Raw genomic sequence first — 18537 nt, 5'->3', positions numbered from 1 at the left:
ACCAACACTTCCCCTTGATTTTGCAGGCGCGTCTGCGCATGGGTTTACGCAAGATATAGATCAACAAAAGGCCCTTTATGTCCTCTGAGAAACAAGCGCGAACGGGAACTGACTCTGCGCTGCGTAATTTTTTGGAAAGCGAAGCAGCGGGCGGCATATTGCTGATGGTTGCAGCAGCGCTGGCGATGATCGTCGCAAACAGTCCGCTCTATGACATGTACCATCATTTCCTGCATGAGTTGAAGGGACCAGTGCTATCCAAAAAACTCGGGCCGATGACGCCGCATTTGTGGATTAATGACGGATTGATGGCGATATTCTTCCTGCTGGTTGGCCTTGAAATCAAACGTGAATTTGTCGATGGCAGGCTGAACACCTGGGAGCGACGGCGCCTGCCGGTGCTCGCGGCTGCGGCCGGTATGGTGGTTCCGGCTTTGATTTATCTCGCCATCGTTCGCGACATGCCGGAACTCTATAATGGCTGGGCGATACCGGCGGCAACAGATATTGCCTTTGCTATTGGCGTGCTGGCACTGCTTGGACCTCGGGCGCCGACGTCGCTCAAGCTGTTCCTGGTCACTGTTGCAATTGTTGATGATATGGGTGCCGTCGCCATTATCGCTCTGGTCTATACGGCGGAAATCAACGGCGCAGCCTTGCTCGCTTCGGCAGTGATATTGGGTATCATGTATACGATGAACAAGGCCGGTGTAAAATCACTGATTGCCTATTTGTTTTTCGCTCTATTGCTCTGGTTTGCTGTTTTGCTGTCCGGCGTACATGCGACCATTGCTGGCGTGCTGGCGGCGATGGCGATACCAATTGTCGTGACGCCGGGTTCGCCCGATGCAGAAGACTCCCCACTACACAGACTGGAGCATGGAATCGCGCCTTGGAGCGCGTTTCTGATCGTGCCAATATTCGGTTTTGCCAATGCCGGTGTATCACTCGAAGGCTTGGGCGTGGAGCAGATATTTGCGCCATTGCCGTTGGGCATTGCCGCTGGTTTGTTCCTGGGCAAGCAGGTCGGTATTTTTGCCAGTGTCTGGATTGCGGTAAAAACAGGTTTTGCGCAGCGCCTTGGCGGGGCGACATGGCTGCAGGTCTATGGCGTTTCCATGCTCTGCGGTATTGGTTTCACGATGAGCCTTTTCATAGGTGCGCTTGCCTTCCCGGGCGAGGCGCTGTTGATTGAAGAAGCCAAGATTGGTGTATTGATGGGCTCGTTCCTATCTGCGGTTGTCGGCTTTTGTATCCTGCGCTTTGCGCCGCAACCGACAGCCGATGAAGACGAGCTGGCGGCTGAACCGGCCAAAGCGGCATAATGGCATTTCGAGGCAAGAGCGGCCTTGCCTTGATGCTGTTGCTGTGCAGCTGCGCAGCGCCGCAAAATACTGTCTCACCCGCCGACGTGGCGACGGAGAAGGTTGCACGCAGCACTGCCCTGGACAGTATCGCAAGCGACTATGTGCAGCTCACATTGGAATTGGGAGAGCAGGAAGCAGGTTATGTCGATGCTTATTATGGTCCGGCGGATTGGGCAGCAGCAGCCAAAGCCAAGCCTCGTGATATGCGGGAGTTGGGCAACGGTATAGTTGACCTGATGCTGCGGCTTGATGCATTGCCCGCCAGCGACGATGCTCTGGTGGAAGCGCGTAAACGCTTCTTGTCGGCGCAACTGGAAGCAGCTCTGACCCGGCACGCGATGATGCAGGGTGAGGTTTTCCCCTTTGCCAAAGAGGCTAAAGGCCTGTTCGGAGTTACACCAAAATTTCAGCCACTAAGCAGTTATGACACGGCTTTGGCGAAGATCGAAGCGCTGGTCCCCGGGGATGGACCCTTGCATGAGCGGGTCGAAGCTTATCAGGCGCGGTTCACTATTCCAACCGACCGCCTGAAGCCGGTTTTTGATACCGCGATTGCGGAATGCAAGCGCCGGACGGCGGCGCATATCGCGTTACCGGCCGATGAAAATTTCAAGATGGAATTTGTGACCGGCAAAAGCTGGAGCGGTTACAACTATTATCAGGGTGATTTTCAAAGCCTGATCCAGATCAACACGGACCTGCCGATCCGGATCAGCCGTGCCGTCGATCTGGGCTGTCACGAAGGTTATCCCGGCCATCATGTCTACAACATGCTGCTCGAACAACGGCTGACGCGTGAGCTTGGCTGGCAGGAATTTTCCGTCTACCCACTCTACTCGCCGCAATCGCTCATTGCCGAGGGTTCCGCCAATTATGGCATTGATCTGGCGTTTCCTGGGGAAGAGCGACTAACCTTCGAACGTGATGTTTTATATCCACTGGCAGGGTTGGATCCATCAACTGCCGCAGACTATTTCAAGCTGCAACAGGCGTTGAGCGAACTGAAAGGCGCACGTTTTGTCATTGCGCAGGCCTATCTCGACAAGACTGTTACCCGCGATGAGGCGCTGGCCCTGATCCAGAAATACCAATTGGTTAGCCGCGAACGGGCTGAACAATCCCTGTCATTTAATGATCAGTATCGCAGCTATGTGATCAACTATGGCCTTGGCCAGGATATGGTTAAGGCCTGGGTCGAAAAGCAGGGTGATGCTCCGGTGTGGCGCTGGAAGGCTATGGAAAAACTGCTCAGCGAGCCGATGTTGCCAGATGATTTGGTGGATTGAAACACAACGAAACGCCCGACCCGTCGCGAGACAGGTCGGGTGCTTGATCAAGAAATCCTAGCTCTGCAGAGCTTTCCGGAAAGTGATCTTGTCGTCACCATCTGCGTAGAAATCACGAATGCGTGATTCTTGATCATATTGGCATAGCCGATAAAATTCACGGGTACGGGCCAAGGCGTCCGTTCCTGATGTTTCCACTATCAGAACACGCTGCCCCCGTGCAGCCAGATGATCTTCGATATGGCTCATCAGGGCGGCTCCGATGCCTTCGCCCTGAAAATCAGGATTGACCGCGATGAGGAGCAGATTCCACGTCCTGTCGGTCATCTCTTCCGGCCTACAATAGGCAATGGCCTTGGCATTATTCTGATCATCACTGCTGTCAAAAGTAAGCCATATTTCATCATTTTCCTTATCGTTGAAAAAGTCGGCGATCATATCGTCGAGCATTTCAGAGGGAAACATATCGGTTGCGTCGATGACCCGCTTCAAAGCCGGGATGTCGCCAGGGACGGCCGGCCTGATCGGATTGTGCTTGGGTACGTTCATTGTTTTTCCTTATCTGTTGTCGAGTTGAGGGCGTACAGACACCCTGCCGAGATGAGAGATGCGATAGGGGCTACCCCTTCGGGACATGATCAGCCGCCTGCGCCGGAGACGCGCAAAGACGTCAAGCGTGCAGTCGGACAATATGTAACCGTCCCGGGTCACACACATCACTTCATCGATCTTGCTGTTTTTATTGCGTTTATGGCGGATATGCCCGCCTTGAGCGAGCGCGTGGAGCACGCGCTGTTCGGCTTTTGAAATGTTCATTATATCTACTCAGAGATTAAACCATAGGATACGACAAAAAAGCCTGCGCGCGATGCGCACCGGTTCTGTCGCTACTGTGATTTGAACCGCCAAAGGGGTTTCAAATCAGTTGGTTGTTACATTCTCTAACAAAAACGCTCCGAGTGTGGGCAAAGGCATTTTGCCTTTGCGAATCCTGATTTATTCCAGAAATCCCGGAATTTCAACATTTTTCCACCACTTATGGCCAAATTTACACTGGCGTTAACTTATCGCTAACCAATTTCGTTCACTCCGGTTTCTGAAACATGAACTGGCGCTGTCGAGTGCCGTGTTTTTGAACAGGGACCAATTATATGACCGAAGCGACCAACCCCGTAGATGTAGCCATTATCGGCGCAGGGCCAGCGGGCCTGACCGCCGCTTATCTGCTGAGCAAGAAAGGCTATTCCGTCAAAGTGATCGAAAAAGATCCGAACTATGTCGGCGGGATCAGCCGGACGGTGGAATATGAAGGTTTTCGTTTCGACATTGGCGGTCACCGGTTTTTCTCCAAATCCAAGGAAGTCGTTGATCTGTGGAACGAAATCCTGCCCGACGACTTTATCCAGCGGCCGCGGATGAGCCGCATCTATTATGAAGGCAAATTTTACAGCTATCCGCTGCGCGCGTTTGAAGCCCTGTGGAATCTCGGCATCTGGCGTTCGACCTTGTGCATGATCAGCTATGCCAAGGCGAAAGTCTTCCCGAATAAAAATGTCAAAAGCTTTGAAGACTGGACGGTCAACCAGTTTGGCTGGAAGCTCTATTCCATCTTCTTCAAAACCTATACTGAGAAAGTATGGGGCATGCCTTGCGACGAAATGTCTGCCGATTGGGCAGCACAGCGTATCAAGGGCCTGAGCCTTTGGGGCGCTGTTGTCGATGGCTTGAAACGCTCCCTGGGTCTCAACAAGAAACCTAATGACGGCATGGAAACCAAGACCCTTCTGGAAACCTTTCGCTATCCTCGCCTCGGCCCCGGCATGATGTGGGATGCGGCGCGTGATTTCGTGCGGTCCAAGGGCAATGAAGTGTTGATGGGACACAGTCTGAAGCAACTGGCGCAGGATGCCGATGGCAACTGGCGCGTGTCAGCTGCGACTGAAGATGGCGAGACGGTTATCAATGCCAAACATGTAATCAGCTCCGCACCGATGCGTGAACTGGCCACCCGTATTCACCCGCTTCCTCAGTCTTTGCCGGAAGCGCAAGAACTGAACTATCGCGACTTCCTGACCGTAGCTCTGATGGTCAAATCCGAAGACCTGTTCCCGGATAACTGGATCTATATCCATGATGACCGGGTGCAAGTGGGCCGCGTACAGAATTTCCGTAGCTGGTCCCCTGAAATGGTGCCGGATGAATCGATTGCCTGTGTCGGTCTAGAATATTTCTGTTTTGAAAATGATGGCCTGTGGTCGTCGACCGATGAAGACCTGGTCGAGCTGGCCAAGAAAGAAATGGCAATCCTTGGCCTGTGTAAGCCCGAAGATGTCGTGGGCGGCGCTGTCGTGCGTCAGGAAAAAGCCTATCCGGTCTATGACGATAGCTATGAGGAAAATGTCGAAGCCATGCGCAGCGATCTTGAAGAGCGCTTCCCGACACTGCACATGGTCGGTCGCAACGGTATGCATCGCTATAACAATCAAGATCACGCGATGATGACTGCAATGCTGACGGTTGAGAATATCGAAGCAGGATCGCGCAAATGGAATGTTTGGAACGTCAACGAAGATGCCGAATATCATGAAGCCGGTGATGAAGGCGCTGAAACCGTGATTTCCGAAGACCGGGCAGCCGCGCTGGAAAGCATGCGCGATGTTCCGACCCGGATTGAAGACGACGCAGCGGCAACCAAGCCTTCCAAGGCGGCTTAAGCGAGATGGAGCGTAGCGGCCAGGATAGACGGTCTACCGTCGGGCTCTGGGTAGGAAATCTGCCCGGGCCACTGGCTTTGCTGAACCGTTTTTCCATCACCCGCTATTTGCTGGCGAGCATTGTCAGCCTTGCCTTTGATGTTGCCCTGTTCATGGTTCTGGTCGCTTTCGCGTCCGACCCTGGATGGGCATCGGCGGCAGGCTATTCGGCGGGGATAGTCGTGCACTGGCTGATTTCATCAAGCTTTGTATTTCCGGGCAAAACCAGAGAAGGCGCTGCTTTGCAATTGCAGCGTGTGGGGTTCATTGCCACGGCCATTCTTGGCCTCGGTATCACGGTCAGTATTGTCAGCTGGCTAACTGATCTCGGGACTTTGCCGGTTATCGCCAAAGGCGCAGCGGTTTTTGTAAGCTTTTTTGCGGTCTATCTGACGCGGAAATTTGGAGTATTCCGGTGACGGCACTTACAATGGAAGCCCCACGGGCTGGCCTGTCAGCAGATTTGAAAAGGTTTCTCAACTGGTCATTAATCTGGCTTGGTTTGGCCAATATCCCGTTTATGGCAATGTGGTTTGTCGGTGCGCCGCCGCGCTATTTTGAAATTGCTTTGGCTGGCCTTGTCGGCTTGGTCGTCAAGCGCATGCCGCGCTTCATTCAATGGGCTGCCTTTACCGGTATCATGGCCTATTCCATTCTTTCCTTTGTGGCAGGTTTGTTCAATCTCGGGATGAGTTCGCTCCTCTATTCGATGCAATTCCTGGCCGAGATAAGGCCATCCAATTCGGTAGAATATATTGCGGCTGCGATCGTGATTCTCGGCATATTGGTGGCAAGCTGGTTTCTGCTAAAGCGCGATACGAACTTTTCGAAACCGCTATATATTTTGCTCGGGGGTGTTTTAATTTTTGGTCTGGCTGCCACCGATTTTGCAATGGGACAGAGCATGCGCGGTCACTATTTTCGCGAAGCTCCAATTGGCGCCAATTTTGAATCCGCTGCGGAGAAATCCGGTTTTGCAAGCCGCGCTGATGGGAAGCGCCATCTGGTCCTGATCATGGTGGAATCGCTTGGCGTACCCCATGACAATAAGGTTATGTCAGACAAGCTGTTCGCCTATTATGACAATAGCGCCATTCAGGCACGCTATGATGTGAGCGAGGGAACCAGCCTCTATTATAACAGCACCACCGCAGGTGAATTTCGCGAAATGTGCGGAAAATGGGGCGATTATTATGAGTTGCTCGATGCTGCAGATGCCGCAAAGCTGAATTGCCTGCCCGCCATGCTAGCGAAAAAAGGCTATGCTACGCACGCGATGCATAGCTTTAAAGGCGAGTTTTTCAAGCGCACGCAATGGTATCCGAATATCGGGTTTCAGACGCGTGAATTCTGGCCAGAGCTTCAAGAAAGAGGCGCAGAATGGTGCGGCGGTGTTTTTGCCGGCGCTTGCGATAGACAGATTCCGTCCATGCTTGCCGAGAATTTGAAACGGGCCAAACAACCTACTTTTCTCTATTGGTTGACGCTGAATGCCCATCTGCCGGTGCCGACGGGTCTCAATTTGAACGCTGATGACTGTCAAAGAGTGTCAGCCGAACTGGCCAGCGATTTTCCAATGATCTGCCGCCAATTTGCGATTTTTGACGATATTGACAAAGCGCTGGTTCAGGAGATCACGGCCAGCGATTTCCCCGACGCGGATATATTGATTGTCGGTGATCACATGCCGCCCTATTTTGACAGGCACAACCGGTCCCAGTTTGATCCGGAGCGTGTGCCATGGCTATATTTGAAAGCCAAGGGAAAGTCTGAAAGCGGGGAATGACCGTGACCGACCGTTTGCGTGGCAAACTTCCGTTATTTCTGATTTGGCTTGCCGTTTCCGCGGTGATCAGCGCTGTGTCTTTCGAACAAATTGCATCGGGCATAGGCTGGGGCCCGGACGATCAATTGCGCCAGGTACAACTGCGCGACTGGCTGGCTGGTCAAAGCTGGTTCGACACAACCCAGTATCGTATCGCTGCACCAGATAGTCAGCCGATGCACTGGCCGCGCCTGATCGAGCTGCCTCTGGCATTAGTGGTTCTGGCGCTTGGCCCAATCATCGGTCCCGCTGCGGCCGAAACGGCTGCTATGACCATAATCCCCTTGATAGCGCTTGGTGTCGCCATGTGGTTGGTCGCTAGGATCACGGAACAGCTTTTTGATCGCAAGATTGCACTTCTGTCTGCGGCTTTGACGGCCACCGCTGTCCCGGTTATCGCGCAGCTACGGCCCATGCGGATTGATCATCACGGGTGGCAAATTGTGTTGGCACTGGTCGCCCTGTGGACGATGTTCTGGCCCGAAAAGCGCAAGGCAGGAATCGTCATGGGCTTCGCACTTGCGTTGTGGTTGTCTATCTCGCTGGAAGGTCTGCCGCTTTCCGTCGCATTCATCGCGTTGCTGGCCTGGCGCTGGATCATTTCGCTTGATGAAGGCGTTCGGTTGTTCTGGACGCTCGCCGGATTTCTGGTCAGCAGCATCGCACTATATCTGCTCAATCACGGCCAGTTTGATGTGGTGCGAAACTATTGTGACGCGATCGCCCCGGCACATTTGCTGGCGTGTTTTGCAGGTGCCATTATCATCTTGCCGGCGATAAAATTCACCCCTGTTTCCTGGCTGGTGCGATTAACTGCTTTGGCGTTTGCCGGAATAGCAGCTCTGAGCATATTCTACACCAGCGCACCGCAGTGCGTTGGCAGCGCCTTTGGTGAGCTGGACCCGCTGGTGCGTGACTACTGGCTGGTTAGTGTGCGAGAAGGCCTGCCGGTCTGGGATCAACCAGGAAGAGAGATTGTATCACTATTTGGCGGATCAATCATCGTTGGTCTTGGTTGCTTGATATACATCCTTTGGAAACGGCCTGATGCAGCGGACAAGGACAGGCTCTTTCTATTGGCTTATGCTTTGGTCTGGGCGTTTTTGGTGTCCTTGCTGGTGCAACGCGCCGCAGCGGTCGCGGCTGTCTATGCTCTGCCCTTAGTGGGTTGGGCGGTTCATCATGCTTTTCGCGCTGCGCGCAAGATAGAGCGTCCAGCCAAGCGGATATTAGCGACTGTGGCGGTCGTATTTCTGATCCTGCCCGGCCCGTTGGCTCTGGGGCTTGTGAATGCTGCCAGTGGCAATCAGGAAACTGGTGATGACAAGAAAGCTGCAAAGTCGGATGTCGCACCAGCTTGCGATTCAGCGGAGTCGCTAGCGCGGCTTAACGCATTGCCGCGTTCCAATATTGTTGCCCCGTTTGACTTTGGTCCTCAGATACTGGTGCAGACACCGCATAATGTGCTAGCCACTAGTCATCATCGCAACGATGCTGCCATGGCTGACCACATCCGTATTTTTACGTCAAAACCTGCATTGGCGCGGGACATATTGGCCGCAAGAAACATAGACTATATTGCGATATGCCCAGAAGAGTCCGAATTGAAGCTCTATGCTGGCAAGCATCCCGATGGTCTTTGGGCCCGATTGTCGGAGGGGGAGCAGCCCGATTGGCTGCGATCTGTCCCATTACGGGACAGTGATCTGGTGCTGTGGCGCGTGGTACCGAAAGAGTTGCGTAACGGAATGTAAAATAGGATAGCTATCTGTATAGATTGGCAAAACCGGGACGGAGGAAGACTTATGGCTGAGATAACCGGACTAGGCGGAGTGTTTCACATAGTGAAAGATCCGGCGGCAACGCGGCAATGGTATAAGGAATTTCTCGGGTTGGACGGAGAATATGGACCGATGCTCAGCTGGGCCGCTGAAAAGGGCGATAAGCCCTATAGCCTAATCAGTCATTTTTCTCCGGACACTGATTATCTTGAGCCCAGCGAGGCGAAATTCATGATCAATCTGCGCGTCGATGATCTGGACGCATATGTCGAACAACTGAAAGCCAAAGGTCTCGAAATTCTGGGGCAAGTCGATGAAGGCTATGGCAAATTCGCCTGGATTCTCGATTGTGACGGCGTCAAGCTGGAATTCTGGCAACAGGTGGAAGCACCCGAAGCCGGCGGCTAAGAATTTGTCGGTTTAAGCCGGAATGAATTTTAGCGCCAAGCCATTGATACAATGGCGCTCGCCCGTCGGCTTTGGCCCGTCGCTGAATATATGCCCGAGATGCCCGCCGCAGCGACTGCAATGCACTTCGGTTCGCGGATAGCCGATTTTATAGTCGGTTGATGTACCCACACGGCCTTTAATCGGAGCCCAGAAACTCGGCCAGCCGGTTCGACTGTCAAATTTGGTCTTGGACGAATAGAGTCCAAGGTTGCAGCCCGCACAGGCAAATATGCCTTGTCGTTTTTCCTTGTCCAAAGGACTGGAAAAGGCGCGTTCCGTACCCGCTTGACGCAAAATCCGATAGCGCGCCGGGCCTAGCCGCTTTTTCCATTCTGCCGGCGTGCGGGTAATCTTGAATTTCTTGCCCGATTTGGCGCTCGCTACACTGCCGAATATGCTGGTAAAGCTCGCCACACCATAAGCACCTGCGCCGATCAATCCGGCGGTCACAAGTTTGCGTCTGCTAAGACCTGTCATGTTCCATCTTTCTCTGCTGTTCGACTGATATTCGGTCGTCAGGCAAAGATGGTTACAATTTGTTGGCTGAACAAGGGCTTATCGGGTGCCAGTCCGAACCTAATATTTGGAAAGCTTTACCTGCATTTTGCGGAAGCCATGAACGAAACAGGCGTGGACCCGCTTCATCTCTCCGGTCAGATTGACCTGCATCCGCCGGTTGGCCATTTCTTCGAGCAAGATACGAATCTGAAGCTCGGCGAGGCGCGCTCCGACACAGCGATGGATGCCATAGCCAAAGGCGAGATGGCGACGCGCATTTTCGCGATCCACGATCAGCTTATCGGCGTCGGGAAATACACTCTCGTCTCGATTGGCCGAAATATACCACATGATGAGCTTATCGCCCTTCTTGATATCATGTCCGAACAGATCGGCATCCTCGGTCGCCGTCCGCCGCATGTGCGCAAGCGGTGTCTGCCAACGGATGATTTCCTGCACCGCATTGGGAATAAGGTCTGGGTTCTGCTGCAATTTTTGCCGCTGATCAGGAAACTGGTCGAGACCATAAGCCAGGCCGGACATGGTGTTACGGGTCGTGTCATTGCCACCTACGATCAGCAGCACGAGATTGCCCATAAATTCCATCTGATCCATGTCTTTCATGGCTTCGCTATGGATCATCATGGAAATTAAATCGGGTGTCGGCTCAGCATTGACCCGTTCGTTCCAGAGATTTTGAAAATAAGCACCCATTTCATAGAGAATTTTCTGCCGCTGTTCGTCAAGCTCCGGCGCGAGTGACAATTCCACATCGCCGGCCCAGTCCGACCAATAGGTCAGCAGCCGGCGGTCTTCCCAAGGGAATCCGAAAAGAATCGCCAGCATGCCAGTGGTCAGCTCGATAGATACCTTGTCGACCCAGTCAAATTCCTTGTCCCATGGCAAGCTGTCGAGCACTTCGGCTGTGCGATGACGGATCTCATCTTCCATCCGCTTCATTTCCGTCGGCGTGAAGGCCGGGGCTACGGTGCGGCGTTGTCCAGTATGTTTGGGACGGTCCATGGCGATGAACATCGGCAATTGAAAATCGGAATCTTCGCGTTCTTCGGCAATGGTTATGCCGCCATTATTCACATCGGAAGAATAGAGTTCGGGAAGCGCCTCGACATGCTGGATCGTCTTATGATCACAGATATTCCAATAAGGGCCATAATCCGAATCTTCGACCTTGTTAATCGGCGCATTGGCGCGCATCTCGGCAAAAGGCGCCCGCCATAAATCCTTGCTGTAGAGATCCGCTTTACTGACATCACGGGGATTGGCATTTGGATCCGCAACTGGCGGATTATCTTTATACCAAGCTTCCAAAGCCTCCGAAGCGGTGGGGGAAGTGGTAAGGGTTGATGCGTCTAGGACGGGACTGGTGGCCATGATTCTCTCCTGCCGTTACCGTTTTGGGCAATCGGTTGCGTTTCAAAACCCGTTTAGTCTGCCTTTATTGACAGCAATGTCAACGGACTTTCGCCAAATGGCGGGAATCACAGGAGTATTTCCGTTCGCAACTTAGCCGCGAATCCGTGCCAAAAGGTTTTTCTTCCGTCCGCTGTTACCGGACTTCATCACATTGCGGCGGAACAACATCACGCTGAAGCGGATGATGATCAGCGTGAACATAGCCTGCCAGATTAACGCCACGCCATGCTGCCAAACATTGTCCATCTGCGCCGCCCGCGCGATCATTGCGAAAGGAGAACTGAACGGAAAAACGACCGCGAACCATTCGACCGGCTCGCCCAATTTGGTCACTGTAAAGGCGGCCAGAAAGAACACTAATAGCTGCCCCATAGTGACAGGCATGGACAGTGTCTGCACTTCCCGAACAGTGGTTGCCATTGCGCCGATGCCCAAAAATAAAGAACCCAGAAGCAGATAAGCCATGGAAAAATAGAGGACCATCAGGACGCAGAATAACGGCCAGCCCACTGCCGGGGCTGGCAGACTGGGCATGCCGGACAAAATAACCGAAGCGCCGATAAAGCCCAGTGTTGACCAGACCGTAATGCCGACCAATGCCATGCCCAGCATCGCAAACAGCTTGCCGAGGAAGATCGCATCCATAGGAATGGCGGCAGCAAGAATCTCGATAATCTTGTTGGTCTTTTCTTCCACCAGATTGGACAGAACCATGCCGGCCAAGATCATGGTGAGCAGGATAAGGATAATCTGCCCGCCCTGTGCCGTGGCGATCTGTGTCCGCTTTTTGGAGCTTCCGGTTGCGGCGACAAAATCAGTTTTAACCTCAATGGGATTGGATCCTGAGAGGGCGGTTTCTGAAAGAAGCGCGACTTTGCCGCTCCACCGTTTGACGTCGCCCTCTGACCCGGTGAGCAGCGGAGCCTCCAACGATCCTGAAATAATCGCAGTGAGAGGTTTGGACGCGGTGTCAAGTTTCGCCCTTATGTCGGGATCCGACGGGTCAGCACCTTCCAGTACCAGCAATTCCGGTATTGCTCCATTGCCCAGACTTTTTGCCAGCGCCGAGCGCGCATCAGCCAGTTTCGCAGCCTCGGTTTCTTCAAGAGCTACGCCGATAACAGGTCTATCGATATCCTGTCGGACCTGCTGGCCCAGTCCTCCGGCTGCTATCCCGATGATCAGCGGGAAAAGTGGCCCCAATAGAAAGAAGAAAAAGGACTTGGAAAAGATAATCGCGGCAAAGTCCCGGCGAGCAATGACAAAAGAGGCACGGACGGTTTCTATCATGCTGATTCTCCTTCCAGAGCGTTATCCTCTTCCATCTTCTTGGCGACCGCTTCCCCCGCGATATGGACAAACGCGTCATGCAGGCCCGGCCGTTCAATGGACAGCGACTGAATGCCGGCATCACCCTCTATCAGTGCGCGAAGCAGGGGCTCGACCCCGCTTTCAGGCAGGGTGAAATGCCAGTTGTGGCCCAGTGGTTCGCAATCGTCAGGAATGGCGGTGCGCCAAGACCCTTCAAGATTGCGGGTTTCCAGATGTACTTGTGGGCGCAGTCTGTCGCGGGCCGTTGATACCTTGCCGGTAAAGGGGATTTTGCCGTTCGCGACAATGGCGATTTCTTCGCATAAACGTTCGGCATGGGCGATAACATGCGTGGAGAAGATGACTGTTACGCCCTTGTCTGCCTGTCCGCGGATCAGGCGTTCCAGCTTACCCTGGTTTAGCGCATCGAGACCGGAAAAAGGCTCGTCGAGAATGATCAAGTCCGGTTCGTGAACAATTGTGCCGAGCAATTGAACCGTTTGAGCCATGCCTTTGGACAGTTGGCGGATCTGCTTGTTGGCTGCATCGCCGAGACCATGCTCCTCCATCATCTGCCGACCGCGCTTACGCCCTTCGGCGAGCGGCAAGCCGCGCAATGCGCCCATGAAAGCAATGGCGTCATAGGCCTTCATGGATTGATACAGGCCGCGTTCTTCCGGGAGATAGCCGACCTGATGGGCTTTGCTAATCGGATCGGGAGAACCGAGCAAAAACCGTTCGCCTTCATCGGGGTCAATAATGCCAAGCAGCATGCGTAATGTCGTGGTCTTGCCTGCGCCGTTGGGCCCCAATATGCCGAAAATGCTCCCTTTCTTGATGGTCAGGTCGATACCATCGACCGCCGTTTCGCCATCGAATCTTTTGACGATATGGTGAGCTTCTATGGCATTATTGGGGGTATTTACTTGTGCGTGGGAAGTCATTTACGGCTTTCCTAATGGGGCGCGGTCGGTGATAGTGAATTGCTATGCCTGATGACAAGTTAAGAATAACCCAAAGCCTGGAAAAAATGGCGCGAGAAGAGGGCTTCGCCGCCTTTGGTATTGCGCCCGCCGCTTTGGCGCCAGTCACAGCCAAGCGTTTGCGGGACTGGCTCTCGGGCGGCCAGCATGGCGACATGATCTGGATGGAGAGCCGGGCTGACGAGCGAGCGAGCCCGGAAAATCTCTGGCCGGAGGCGCGCTCGGTGATCATGCTGGGGATGAGCTATGCCCCAGCGCGCGATCCGTTTGCCCTTGAAAAAATACCGGATCGCGGCCGCATATCGGTTTATGCGCAGGGCAAGGATTACCATGATGTGGTCAAAAAGGCACTGAAACGCACCGCGCGTTGGTTGGTCGATCAAGTAGATTGTGAGGTGAAGGTTTTCGTAGATACAGCGCCCGTGATGGAAAAACCGCTCGCCGAAGCAGCCGGTCTGGGATGGCAGGGCAAGCATACCAATCTGGTCAGCCAGGGCCATGGCAGCTGGTTGTTTCTCGGCGCGATTTATACGACCCTGAAATTAGAAGCCTCGACCGGGGGGCAGGATCGCTGCGGCAGTTGTTCTGCGTGTCAGGATATCTGCCCGACCAATGCCTTTCCGGAGCCTTACCGGCTGGATGCCAAGGCTTGCATTTCCTATCTGACGATCGAGTCCAAAGGCCCTATTCCGCTCCAATATCGCAAGGCTATAGGTAATCATATTTACGGTTGTGACGATTGTCTGGCGGTCTGCCCATGGAATAAATTTGCCGAATCCGCTGCGGCGAACAAGGCGTTTCTACCTCGCGCCGAATTGGCAGCGCCCGCCCTTGCCGATTTGCTTGCCATGGATGATGCAGGTTTTCGGCAGATATTTTCCGGATCACCGATCAAGCGGTCGGGCCGTAACCGCATGGTTCGCAACAGCCTGATCGCGGCGGGGAATAGTGGAGATGTATCCTTGGTTCCGTCGGTTACGGCTTTGCTGGATGATGAGGATTGCGTCGTGCGGGGATCGGCGATCTGGGCATTGTCGCAGCTTGATTCCACTCAATTCGATCGTGAGAAAGAAGAACGGATGTCAAAGGAGCAAGATACTGATGTTCTTTTGGAATGGGAATCAGGTCAGCCTAACGCACCCGCAGCGCGTTGACACAGGATACACGGTCCACTTCCGCGCCATCGCCGCGCCGGGTGTCGATGTGGGTGACCCTGCCCTCACCACCACTTTTTTCAGGATATAGATAAGCATCCAGCACACAGGCGCCGCTGGCAAATTGCAGTTTCCTAGCGGGCGGCTCTGCCACATCTGCCTGGGGATTACCGAATAGCCGTTTCAGCTGACTGGCGGTTTTACCCATAACCAGTTCCAGCCCCTGAACATTGCTGAGCGGAGATTCCGCTGCGGTGGGCAAGCTTGTCGGCGTCGTTACCGCGCCGCTGGAAACACAAGCGGACAGGGCGGGGATGGTGGATAGAATGATAAGCTTGCGGATCATGTCAGTTGCTTTCTTCCAGACCGGTTTCACGTTTTTTGTGAACCAGATGCGTAGCCATAGCGGCTCCCAAAACCGGCGCAAGAAAATTGACAATAGGGACGGCAAGCAACAGCGCAGTGGTCAGGCCGAGCCCAAAACGGGTTACCTTGCTGATCCGCCATGTGTCATCCATCTGCGCAACATCACTGACATGGCGAGCGGCAACCATATCCTGCAAATCACGTCCGATCAGGATCGCATTGACCGCAAAAAAGGCAATCGGTGCGCCAATGCCGGTAATCAGCAACATAATATAAATCGGCGATGCCAAGAGATTATAACCGATGGCCCGGCCAACCGACGCCAGCCCCATTTTCACACCGAGCACATAACCCGGAGGTTTGGCCAGTTCTGCGCGAGAAGGATAATGCTGCGCCTCAACCGCATCGACGATATCATCGGAAAAAATGTTGAGCACAAAGATCGCAATGACGCGAAACAGAAATATGGCGGTGAGCGCCGTGATAATCGCCGCCGCTGCCGCCGCCCACCATCCGCCGTCATTCAATGCGGTGAGCGATAATATCCATGCGAGCAGAAAATAGGCGCCAACACCGAAAACAGCCAAAAGCAGCAAGGAGATGATGAACACCTTCAAGAGCAGCGATAAAATCCTTCGGTCCGATAGCTGGCCGAAGGAGAGAAGAAAGGCATCAATCATCGCAGACACATGTCATGAAATTGCTCTCCGGGTCAATTCTGCTTGAACCTGCAGCGCCTTACCCTTAACGGACAGCGCTTATCTGCTCGCCATATAAGGACATGTTTATGACCACCGAAGCCCGTTACGATATTGTTGCCGTTGGTAATGCCATTGTTGATGTGATTGCGCAGGCAGACGATGCGTTTCTGGAGGAGGAGCAGCTCAACAAGGGTTCCATGACGCTGATTGACGCGGAACGGGCCACACAGCTTTATCGCGATATGGGCGTAGCGCGCGAAATCAGTGGCGGTTCCGGTTCGAATACATTGGCTGGAGCATCCACACTGGGCCGACAATGTGCGTTGATTGCGCAGGTTGCAGATGACCAGCTTGGCGAAGTATTCACCCACGATATTCGCGCCACCGGCATTGATTTTGATGTACCGCCGCTCGGCAAAGAGCCACCGACAGCACGGTGCCTGATCCTCGTCACTCCCGATGCCCAGCGCACCATGAACACTTTTTTGGGTGCTTCCCAATTTTTGCCCCCCGCGTCTGTCGATGCCGATCTGATTGCCAGCGGTGCAATCCTCTATCTTGAGGGCTATTTGTGGGATGCCGATGAGCCTAAAGCGGCAATGGCTCTGGCGATTGACATTGCGCGCAAAAATGACCGCAAGGTTGCGTTCACCCTGTCGGACGGTTTTTGTATTGAGCGGCACCGGGATGATTTCGCCCGTTTAATCAAAGACGGCATGATCGACATATTGTTCGCCAATGAAGCAGAGATCAGATCGCTATGTGAAACAGAAGATTTTGATGCGGCAGTGGCGCAAACTGCTGCTCAGGTCGAAACCCTGATTGTGACACGCAGCGAAAAGGGCGCAATCGCGGTGCAAGGCGGCGAGACATTTGCAGTAGCGGCCGAGCCGGTCGAAAAAATTGTCGATACGACTGGCGCAGGCGATTTGTTCGCTGCTGGATTCCTCAGCGGATATATAGAAGAGCGGTCTTTGGATGACTGCCTGACCATTGGCGCAATTGCAGCCGCCGAGATTATTTCCCATTATGGCGCGCGACCTGAAGTGGACTTGCGGGCATTGGTGAAACAACGGTTAGGCTAGAACTGGGGTTAAAAACTCAGCTTTTCATCTTGAACAGTTTTCGGTCTTCCGGCCCAAAACCCCATTTCCAGATGACCCAGGCATAGCTGCCCAATATCATCGGAATGCCAATGATCAGCTCTGCCCATTCCGGTAAATAGGTCGCGAGATAACCCACGGCCGTGGCGACGATGACCGCAATGATCAGCGACCAGCGCCACCCATTGACGGGCGCATTGAGCAGCTTTGACAGGAAGATGGCTTTAACCACCGAAGCATAAGCCAGCGCCACCATAAGCGCCGCAGCAACCGAGGCCGCCTGAAACAGCGGTGGCCAGCCCAGCCGCATGCAGATCTGAATGAAGGCGACGCTTAGCGCCGCTTGCAACAACAGCATGGATAAGGAGATGAGCAGATTGCGGTGACGTGCGATATAGACGAGCGCTGCTTCGCTAACCACGGCTGTTGCTGCAACCGCCTCGGCCGCCAAGAGAAATGCCAGCGCGCCGGTACCGCCAACGAAATTGGGGCCGACCAAGCCCATCACGGCTTCGCCGGGAATGGCGAGTGCCAGTGCGATTCCGGCTTGTGCGGCGATGATCCAGAAGCCGACCTGGCTGACCTGATTGGCGATAGCCTTCATATTGCCCGCCTCCAGATTGCGGGTAATGACGGGTCCCAATATCGGGTCAAAACTGGTTTTGAGCTTCTGTGGCAGGCTCGCGACCTGCTGCGCGATATAGTAGATGCCGACAATGGCAGGAGAGGCAAAAAGGCCGAGAATGGCAAGGTCCAGACGCCGCGATCCCCATTCGGCGGCATCGGCGGCAGCAAGCGGCATATTGCGTCGTGCCAGCTTGGCGATAGCGATCGGTTTGGGCCGCCAACCCCATGGCAGGCCGTAGCTTTTGAACAAGGGCCAGAGCGATGCGAGCAAGGCCGCAATCATCGATACAACATAGGAGAGGATCAAACCGTCGCGCAGCGAGTAGTAGGAGAACAGAAAGGCGGCGATGCTGATCGTCCACGGCTCTACGATGGACCGGGCACGGACAGTCGAAGCGATGTCATAGCGATAGGCCAAGGCGGCAAGCGCAATATCTGCGCCTGCAATGGTGAAGATCACGAGCGGTAAAAATCGGTCGAGGCCGTTAATTTCACTGTTCGGAAACATGATTTGAGGCACCAGGATCAGCAGCACCGCCGCCAACATCGATGCGAATAGACTAACCAGCAGTCCATCCCAAACAACATGAACATGCGGTCGTTTCGTGCGGCTAAGTTGCTCGGCCAACCCGCGCTTCAAACCGAGGGTCGCCAGCTGCGCTGCAAATTCCACGATCAATATGGCGTAAGCAAAGCGGCCCAAGGCTTCCGCCCCGTAAATCCGTCCGGCGATGAACAAGAAGGGCAACCGGGCCGCTAACCGCAGTAAGAACCCGAAAACATTGGTCCGACCACCTTTGGCTAGCGCCGCGATATCTTCTTTACCATCTTGCTCGCCTGACGCTGCAGAAGGTGCGCCATCGGCGGCTGATTCCTTGCCCGTCATCGGCTCTGATGA

General features: G+C 54.0%; 18 protein-coding genes. 9 read left to right on the top strand and 9 right to left on the bottom strand.

Going from position 1 to position 18537, the window contains the following annotated elements; all coding sequences use genetic code 11:
• Positions 1-77 precede the first annotated feature (77 nt).
• Positions 78-1325, top strand: a complete 1248-nt coding sequence (nhaA, locus tag AC6I9Z_RS02160) for a Na+/H+ antiporter NhaA (RefSeq protein ID WP_461457436.1) — start codon at positions 78-80, stop codon at positions 1323-1325.
• A complete protein-coding gene (locus AC6I9Z_RS02155) occupies positions 1325-2653 on the top strand; it encodes a hypothetical protein (protein ID WP_461457437.1) in 1329 nt (442 codons plus the stop codon). The genes nhaA and AC6I9Z_RS02155 overlap by 1 nt, the downstream gene beginning before the upstream one ends.
• 57 nt (positions 2654-2710) lie before the next feature.
• Here AC6I9Z_RS02155 and AC6I9Z_RS02150 read toward each other — a convergent pair whose 3' ends face one another.
• Together AC6I9Z_RS02150 and AC6I9Z_RS02145 are read right to left on the bottom strand one after the other, a co-directional pair.
• A complete protein-coding gene (locus AC6I9Z_RS02150) occupies positions 2711-3202 on the bottom strand; it encodes a GNAT family N-acetyltransferase (protein WP_461457439.1) in 492 nt (163 codons plus the stop codon).
• Positions 3203-3211: 9 nt separating this feature from the next.
• Positions 3212-3469 (bottom strand): YjhX family toxin, encoded by a 258-nt coding sequence (locus tag AC6I9Z_RS02145; protein ID WP_109354594.1) that lies wholly within the window; start codon positions 3467-3469, stop codon positions 3212-3214.
• 335 nt (positions 3470-3804) lie between these two features.
• On the opposite strand from AC6I9Z_RS02145, the gene AC6I9Z_RS02140 reads away from it, so the two are divergent.
• Genes AC6I9Z_RS02140 through AC6I9Z_RS02120 form a run of 5 tightly spaced genes read left to right on the top strand, consistent with a single transcriptional unit; the run spans position 3805 to position 9420 of the window.
• Positions 3805-5367: an NAD(P)/FAD-dependent oxidoreductase gene (locus tag AC6I9Z_RS02140; protein ID WP_461457441.1), complete on the top strand. Its 1563-nt coding sequence runs from the start codon at positions 3805-3807 to the stop codon at positions 5365-5367.
• Between the two features lie 5 nt (positions 5368-5372).
• Positions 5373-5825: a GtrA family protein gene (locus AC6I9Z_RS02135; RefSeq protein WP_109354591.1), complete on the top strand. Its 453-nt coding sequence runs from the start codon at positions 5373-5375 to the stop codon at positions 5823-5825.
• On the top strand, positions 5822-7192 hold the full coding sequence (locus AC6I9Z_RS02130; RefSeq protein WP_461457444.1) for a sulfatase-like hydrolase/transferase: 1371 nt from the start codon (positions 5822-5824) through the stop codon (positions 7190-7192). The genes AC6I9Z_RS02135 and AC6I9Z_RS02130 overlap by 4 nt, the downstream gene beginning before the upstream one ends.
• Before the next feature lie 2 nt (positions 7193-7194).
• Positions 7195-8985, top strand: a complete 1791-nt coding sequence (locus tag AC6I9Z_RS02125) for a hypothetical protein (protein ID WP_461457446.1) — start codon at positions 7195-7197, stop codon at positions 8983-8985.
• Positions 8986-9036: 51 nt separating this feature from the next.
• Complete coding sequence (locus AC6I9Z_RS02120; RefSeq protein WP_461457448.1) at positions 9037-9420, top strand: VOC family protein; 384 nt, start codon at positions 9037-9039, stop codon at positions 9418-9420.
• A 12-nt stretch (positions 9421-9432) separates the two neighbouring features.
• Here AC6I9Z_RS02120 and msrB read toward each other — a convergent pair whose 3' ends face one another.
• The 4 genes from msrB to AC6I9Z_RS02100 form a co-directional block, all read right to left on the bottom strand.
• Positions 9433-9939, bottom strand: a complete 507-nt coding sequence (gene msrB / locus AC6I9Z_RS02115; protein WP_461457450.1) for a peptide-methionine (R)-S-oxide reductase MsrB — start codon at positions 9937-9939, stop codon at positions 9433-9435.
• A 99-nt stretch (positions 9940-10038) separates the two neighbouring features.
• On the bottom strand, positions 10039-11352 hold the full coding sequence (locus tag AC6I9Z_RS02110) for a cytochrome P450 (RefSeq protein ID WP_461457452.1): 1314 nt from the start codon (positions 11350-11352) through the stop codon (positions 10039-10041).
• Between the two features lie 132 nt (positions 11353-11484).
• On the bottom strand, positions 11485-12684 hold the full coding sequence (locus AC6I9Z_RS02105; protein ID WP_461457453.1) for an ABC transporter permease: 1200 nt from the start codon (positions 12682-12684) through the stop codon (positions 11485-11487).
• Entirely contained in the window at positions 12681-13649 is a 969-nt protein-coding gene (locus AC6I9Z_RS02100) for an ABC transporter ATP-binding protein (protein WP_461457455.1), read from the bottom strand. Before AC6I9Z_RS02100 ends, AC6I9Z_RS02105 begins: the two co-directional genes overlap by 4 nt.
• A 44-nt stretch (positions 13650-13693) precedes the next feature.
• On the opposite strand from AC6I9Z_RS02100, the gene queG reads away from it, so the two are divergent.
• On the top strand, positions 13694-14842 hold the full coding sequence (gene queG, locus AC6I9Z_RS02095) for a tRNA epoxyqueuosine(34) reductase QueG (protein WP_461457457.1): 1149 nt from the start codon (positions 13694-13696) through the stop codon (positions 14840-14842).
• On the opposite strand, the gene AC6I9Z_RS02090 is transcribed toward queG, so the two are convergent.
• Positions 14820-15188: a hypothetical protein gene (locus AC6I9Z_RS02090; RefSeq protein WP_461457459.1), complete on the bottom strand. Its 369-nt coding sequence runs from the start codon at positions 15186-15188 to the stop codon at positions 14820-14822. The two genes, queG and AC6I9Z_RS02090, sit on opposite strands and share 23 nt — an antisense overlap.
• Position 15189: 1 nt before the next feature.
• Positions 15190-15888 carry an EI24 domain-containing protein gene (locus AC6I9Z_RS02085; RefSeq protein WP_461457461.1) on the bottom strand — a complete coding sequence of 233 codons (699 nt, stop codon included), beginning with the start codon at positions 15886-15888 and terminating at the stop codon, positions 15190-15192.
• A gap of 107 nt (positions 15889-15995) precedes the next feature.
• Here AC6I9Z_RS02085 and AC6I9Z_RS02080 point away from each other — a divergent pair, with 107 nt between their 5' ends.
• Positions 15996-16994: an adenosine kinase gene (locus tag AC6I9Z_RS02080; RefSeq protein WP_461457463.1), complete on the top strand. Its 999-nt coding sequence runs from the start codon at positions 15996-15998 to the stop codon at positions 16992-16994.
• Between the two features lie 16 nt (positions 16995-17010).
• On the opposite strand, the gene AC6I9Z_RS02075 is transcribed toward AC6I9Z_RS02080, so the two are convergent.
• On the bottom strand, positions 17011-18525 hold the full coding sequence (locus tag AC6I9Z_RS02075) for a lipopolysaccharide biosynthesis protein (RefSeq protein WP_461458223.1): 1515 nt from the start codon (positions 18523-18525) through the stop codon (positions 17011-17013).
• Between the last annotated feature and the right edge of the window lie 12 nt (positions 18526-18537).

The sequence above is a fragment of the Parasphingorhabdus sp. genome, from assembly GCF_059726685.1.
This window is presented reverse-complemented; position numbering and strand designations above follow the sequence as displayed.

What these genes read in the sequence shown, in the direction of transcription:
- nhaA (WP_461457436.1), top strand. Translation starts at nt 78, where the DNA reads ATGTCCTCTGAGAAACAAGCGCGAACGGGAACTGACTCTGCGCTGCGT.
- AC6I9Z_RS02155 (WP_461457437.1), top strand. Translation starts at nt 1,325, where the DNA reads ATGGCATTTCGAGGCAAGAGCGGCCTTGCCTTGATGCTGTTGCTGTGC.
- AC6I9Z_RS02150 (WP_461457439.1), bottom strand. Translation starts at nt 3,202, where the DNA reads ATGAACGTACCCAAGCACAATCCGATCAGGCCGGCCGTCCCTGGCGAC.
- AC6I9Z_RS02145 (WP_109354594.1), bottom strand. Translation starts at nt 3,469, where the DNA reads ATGAACATTTCAAAAGCCGAACAGCGCGTGCTCCACGCGCTCGCTCAA.
- AC6I9Z_RS02140 (WP_461457441.1), top strand. Translation starts at nt 3,805, where the DNA reads ATGACCGAAGCGACCAACCCCGTAGATGTAGCCATTATCGGCGCAGGG.
- AC6I9Z_RS02135 (WP_109354591.1), top strand. Translation starts at nt 5,373, where the DNA reads ATGGAGCGTAGCGGCCAGGATAGACGGTCTACCGTCGGGCTCTGGGTA.
- AC6I9Z_RS02120 (WP_461457448.1), top strand. Translation starts at nt 9,037, where the DNA reads ATGGCTGAGATAACCGGACTAGGCGGAGTGTTTCACATAGTGAAAGAT.
- msrB (WP_461457450.1), bottom strand. Translation starts at nt 9,939, where the DNA reads ATGACAGGTCTTAGCAGACGCAAACTTGTGACCGCCGGATTGATCGGC.
- AC6I9Z_RS02110 (WP_461457452.1), bottom strand. Translation starts at nt 11,352, where the DNA reads ATGGCCACCAGTCCCGTCCTAGACGCATCAACCCTTACCACTTCCCCC.
- AC6I9Z_RS02105 (WP_461457453.1), bottom strand. Translation starts at nt 12,684, where the DNA reads ATGATAGAAACCGTCCGTGCCTCTTTTGTCATTGCTCGCCGGGACTTT.
- AC6I9Z_RS02100 (WP_461457455.1), bottom strand. Translation starts at nt 13,649, where the DNA reads ATGACTTCCCACGCACAAGTAAATACCCCCAATAATGCCATAGAAGCT.
- queG (WP_461457457.1), top strand. Translation starts at nt 13,694, where the DNA reads ATGCCTGATGACAAGTTAAGAATAACCCAAAGCCTGGAAAAAATGGCG.
- AC6I9Z_RS02090 (WP_461457459.1), bottom strand. Translation starts at nt 15,188, where the DNA reads ATGATCCGCAAGCTTATCATTCTATCCACCATCCCCGCCCTGTCCGCT.
- AC6I9Z_RS02085 (WP_461457461.1), bottom strand. Translation starts at nt 15,888, where the DNA reads ATGATTGATGCCTTTCTTCTCTCCTTCGGCCAGCTATCGGACCGAAGG.
- AC6I9Z_RS02080 (WP_461457463.1), top strand. Translation starts at nt 15,996, where the DNA reads ATGACCACCGAAGCCCGTTACGATATTGTTGCCGTTGGTAATGCCATT.
- AC6I9Z_RS02075 (WP_461458223.1), bottom strand. Translation starts at nt 18,525, where the DNA reads ATGACGGGCAAGGAATCAGCCGCCGATGGCGCACCTTCTGCAGCGTCA.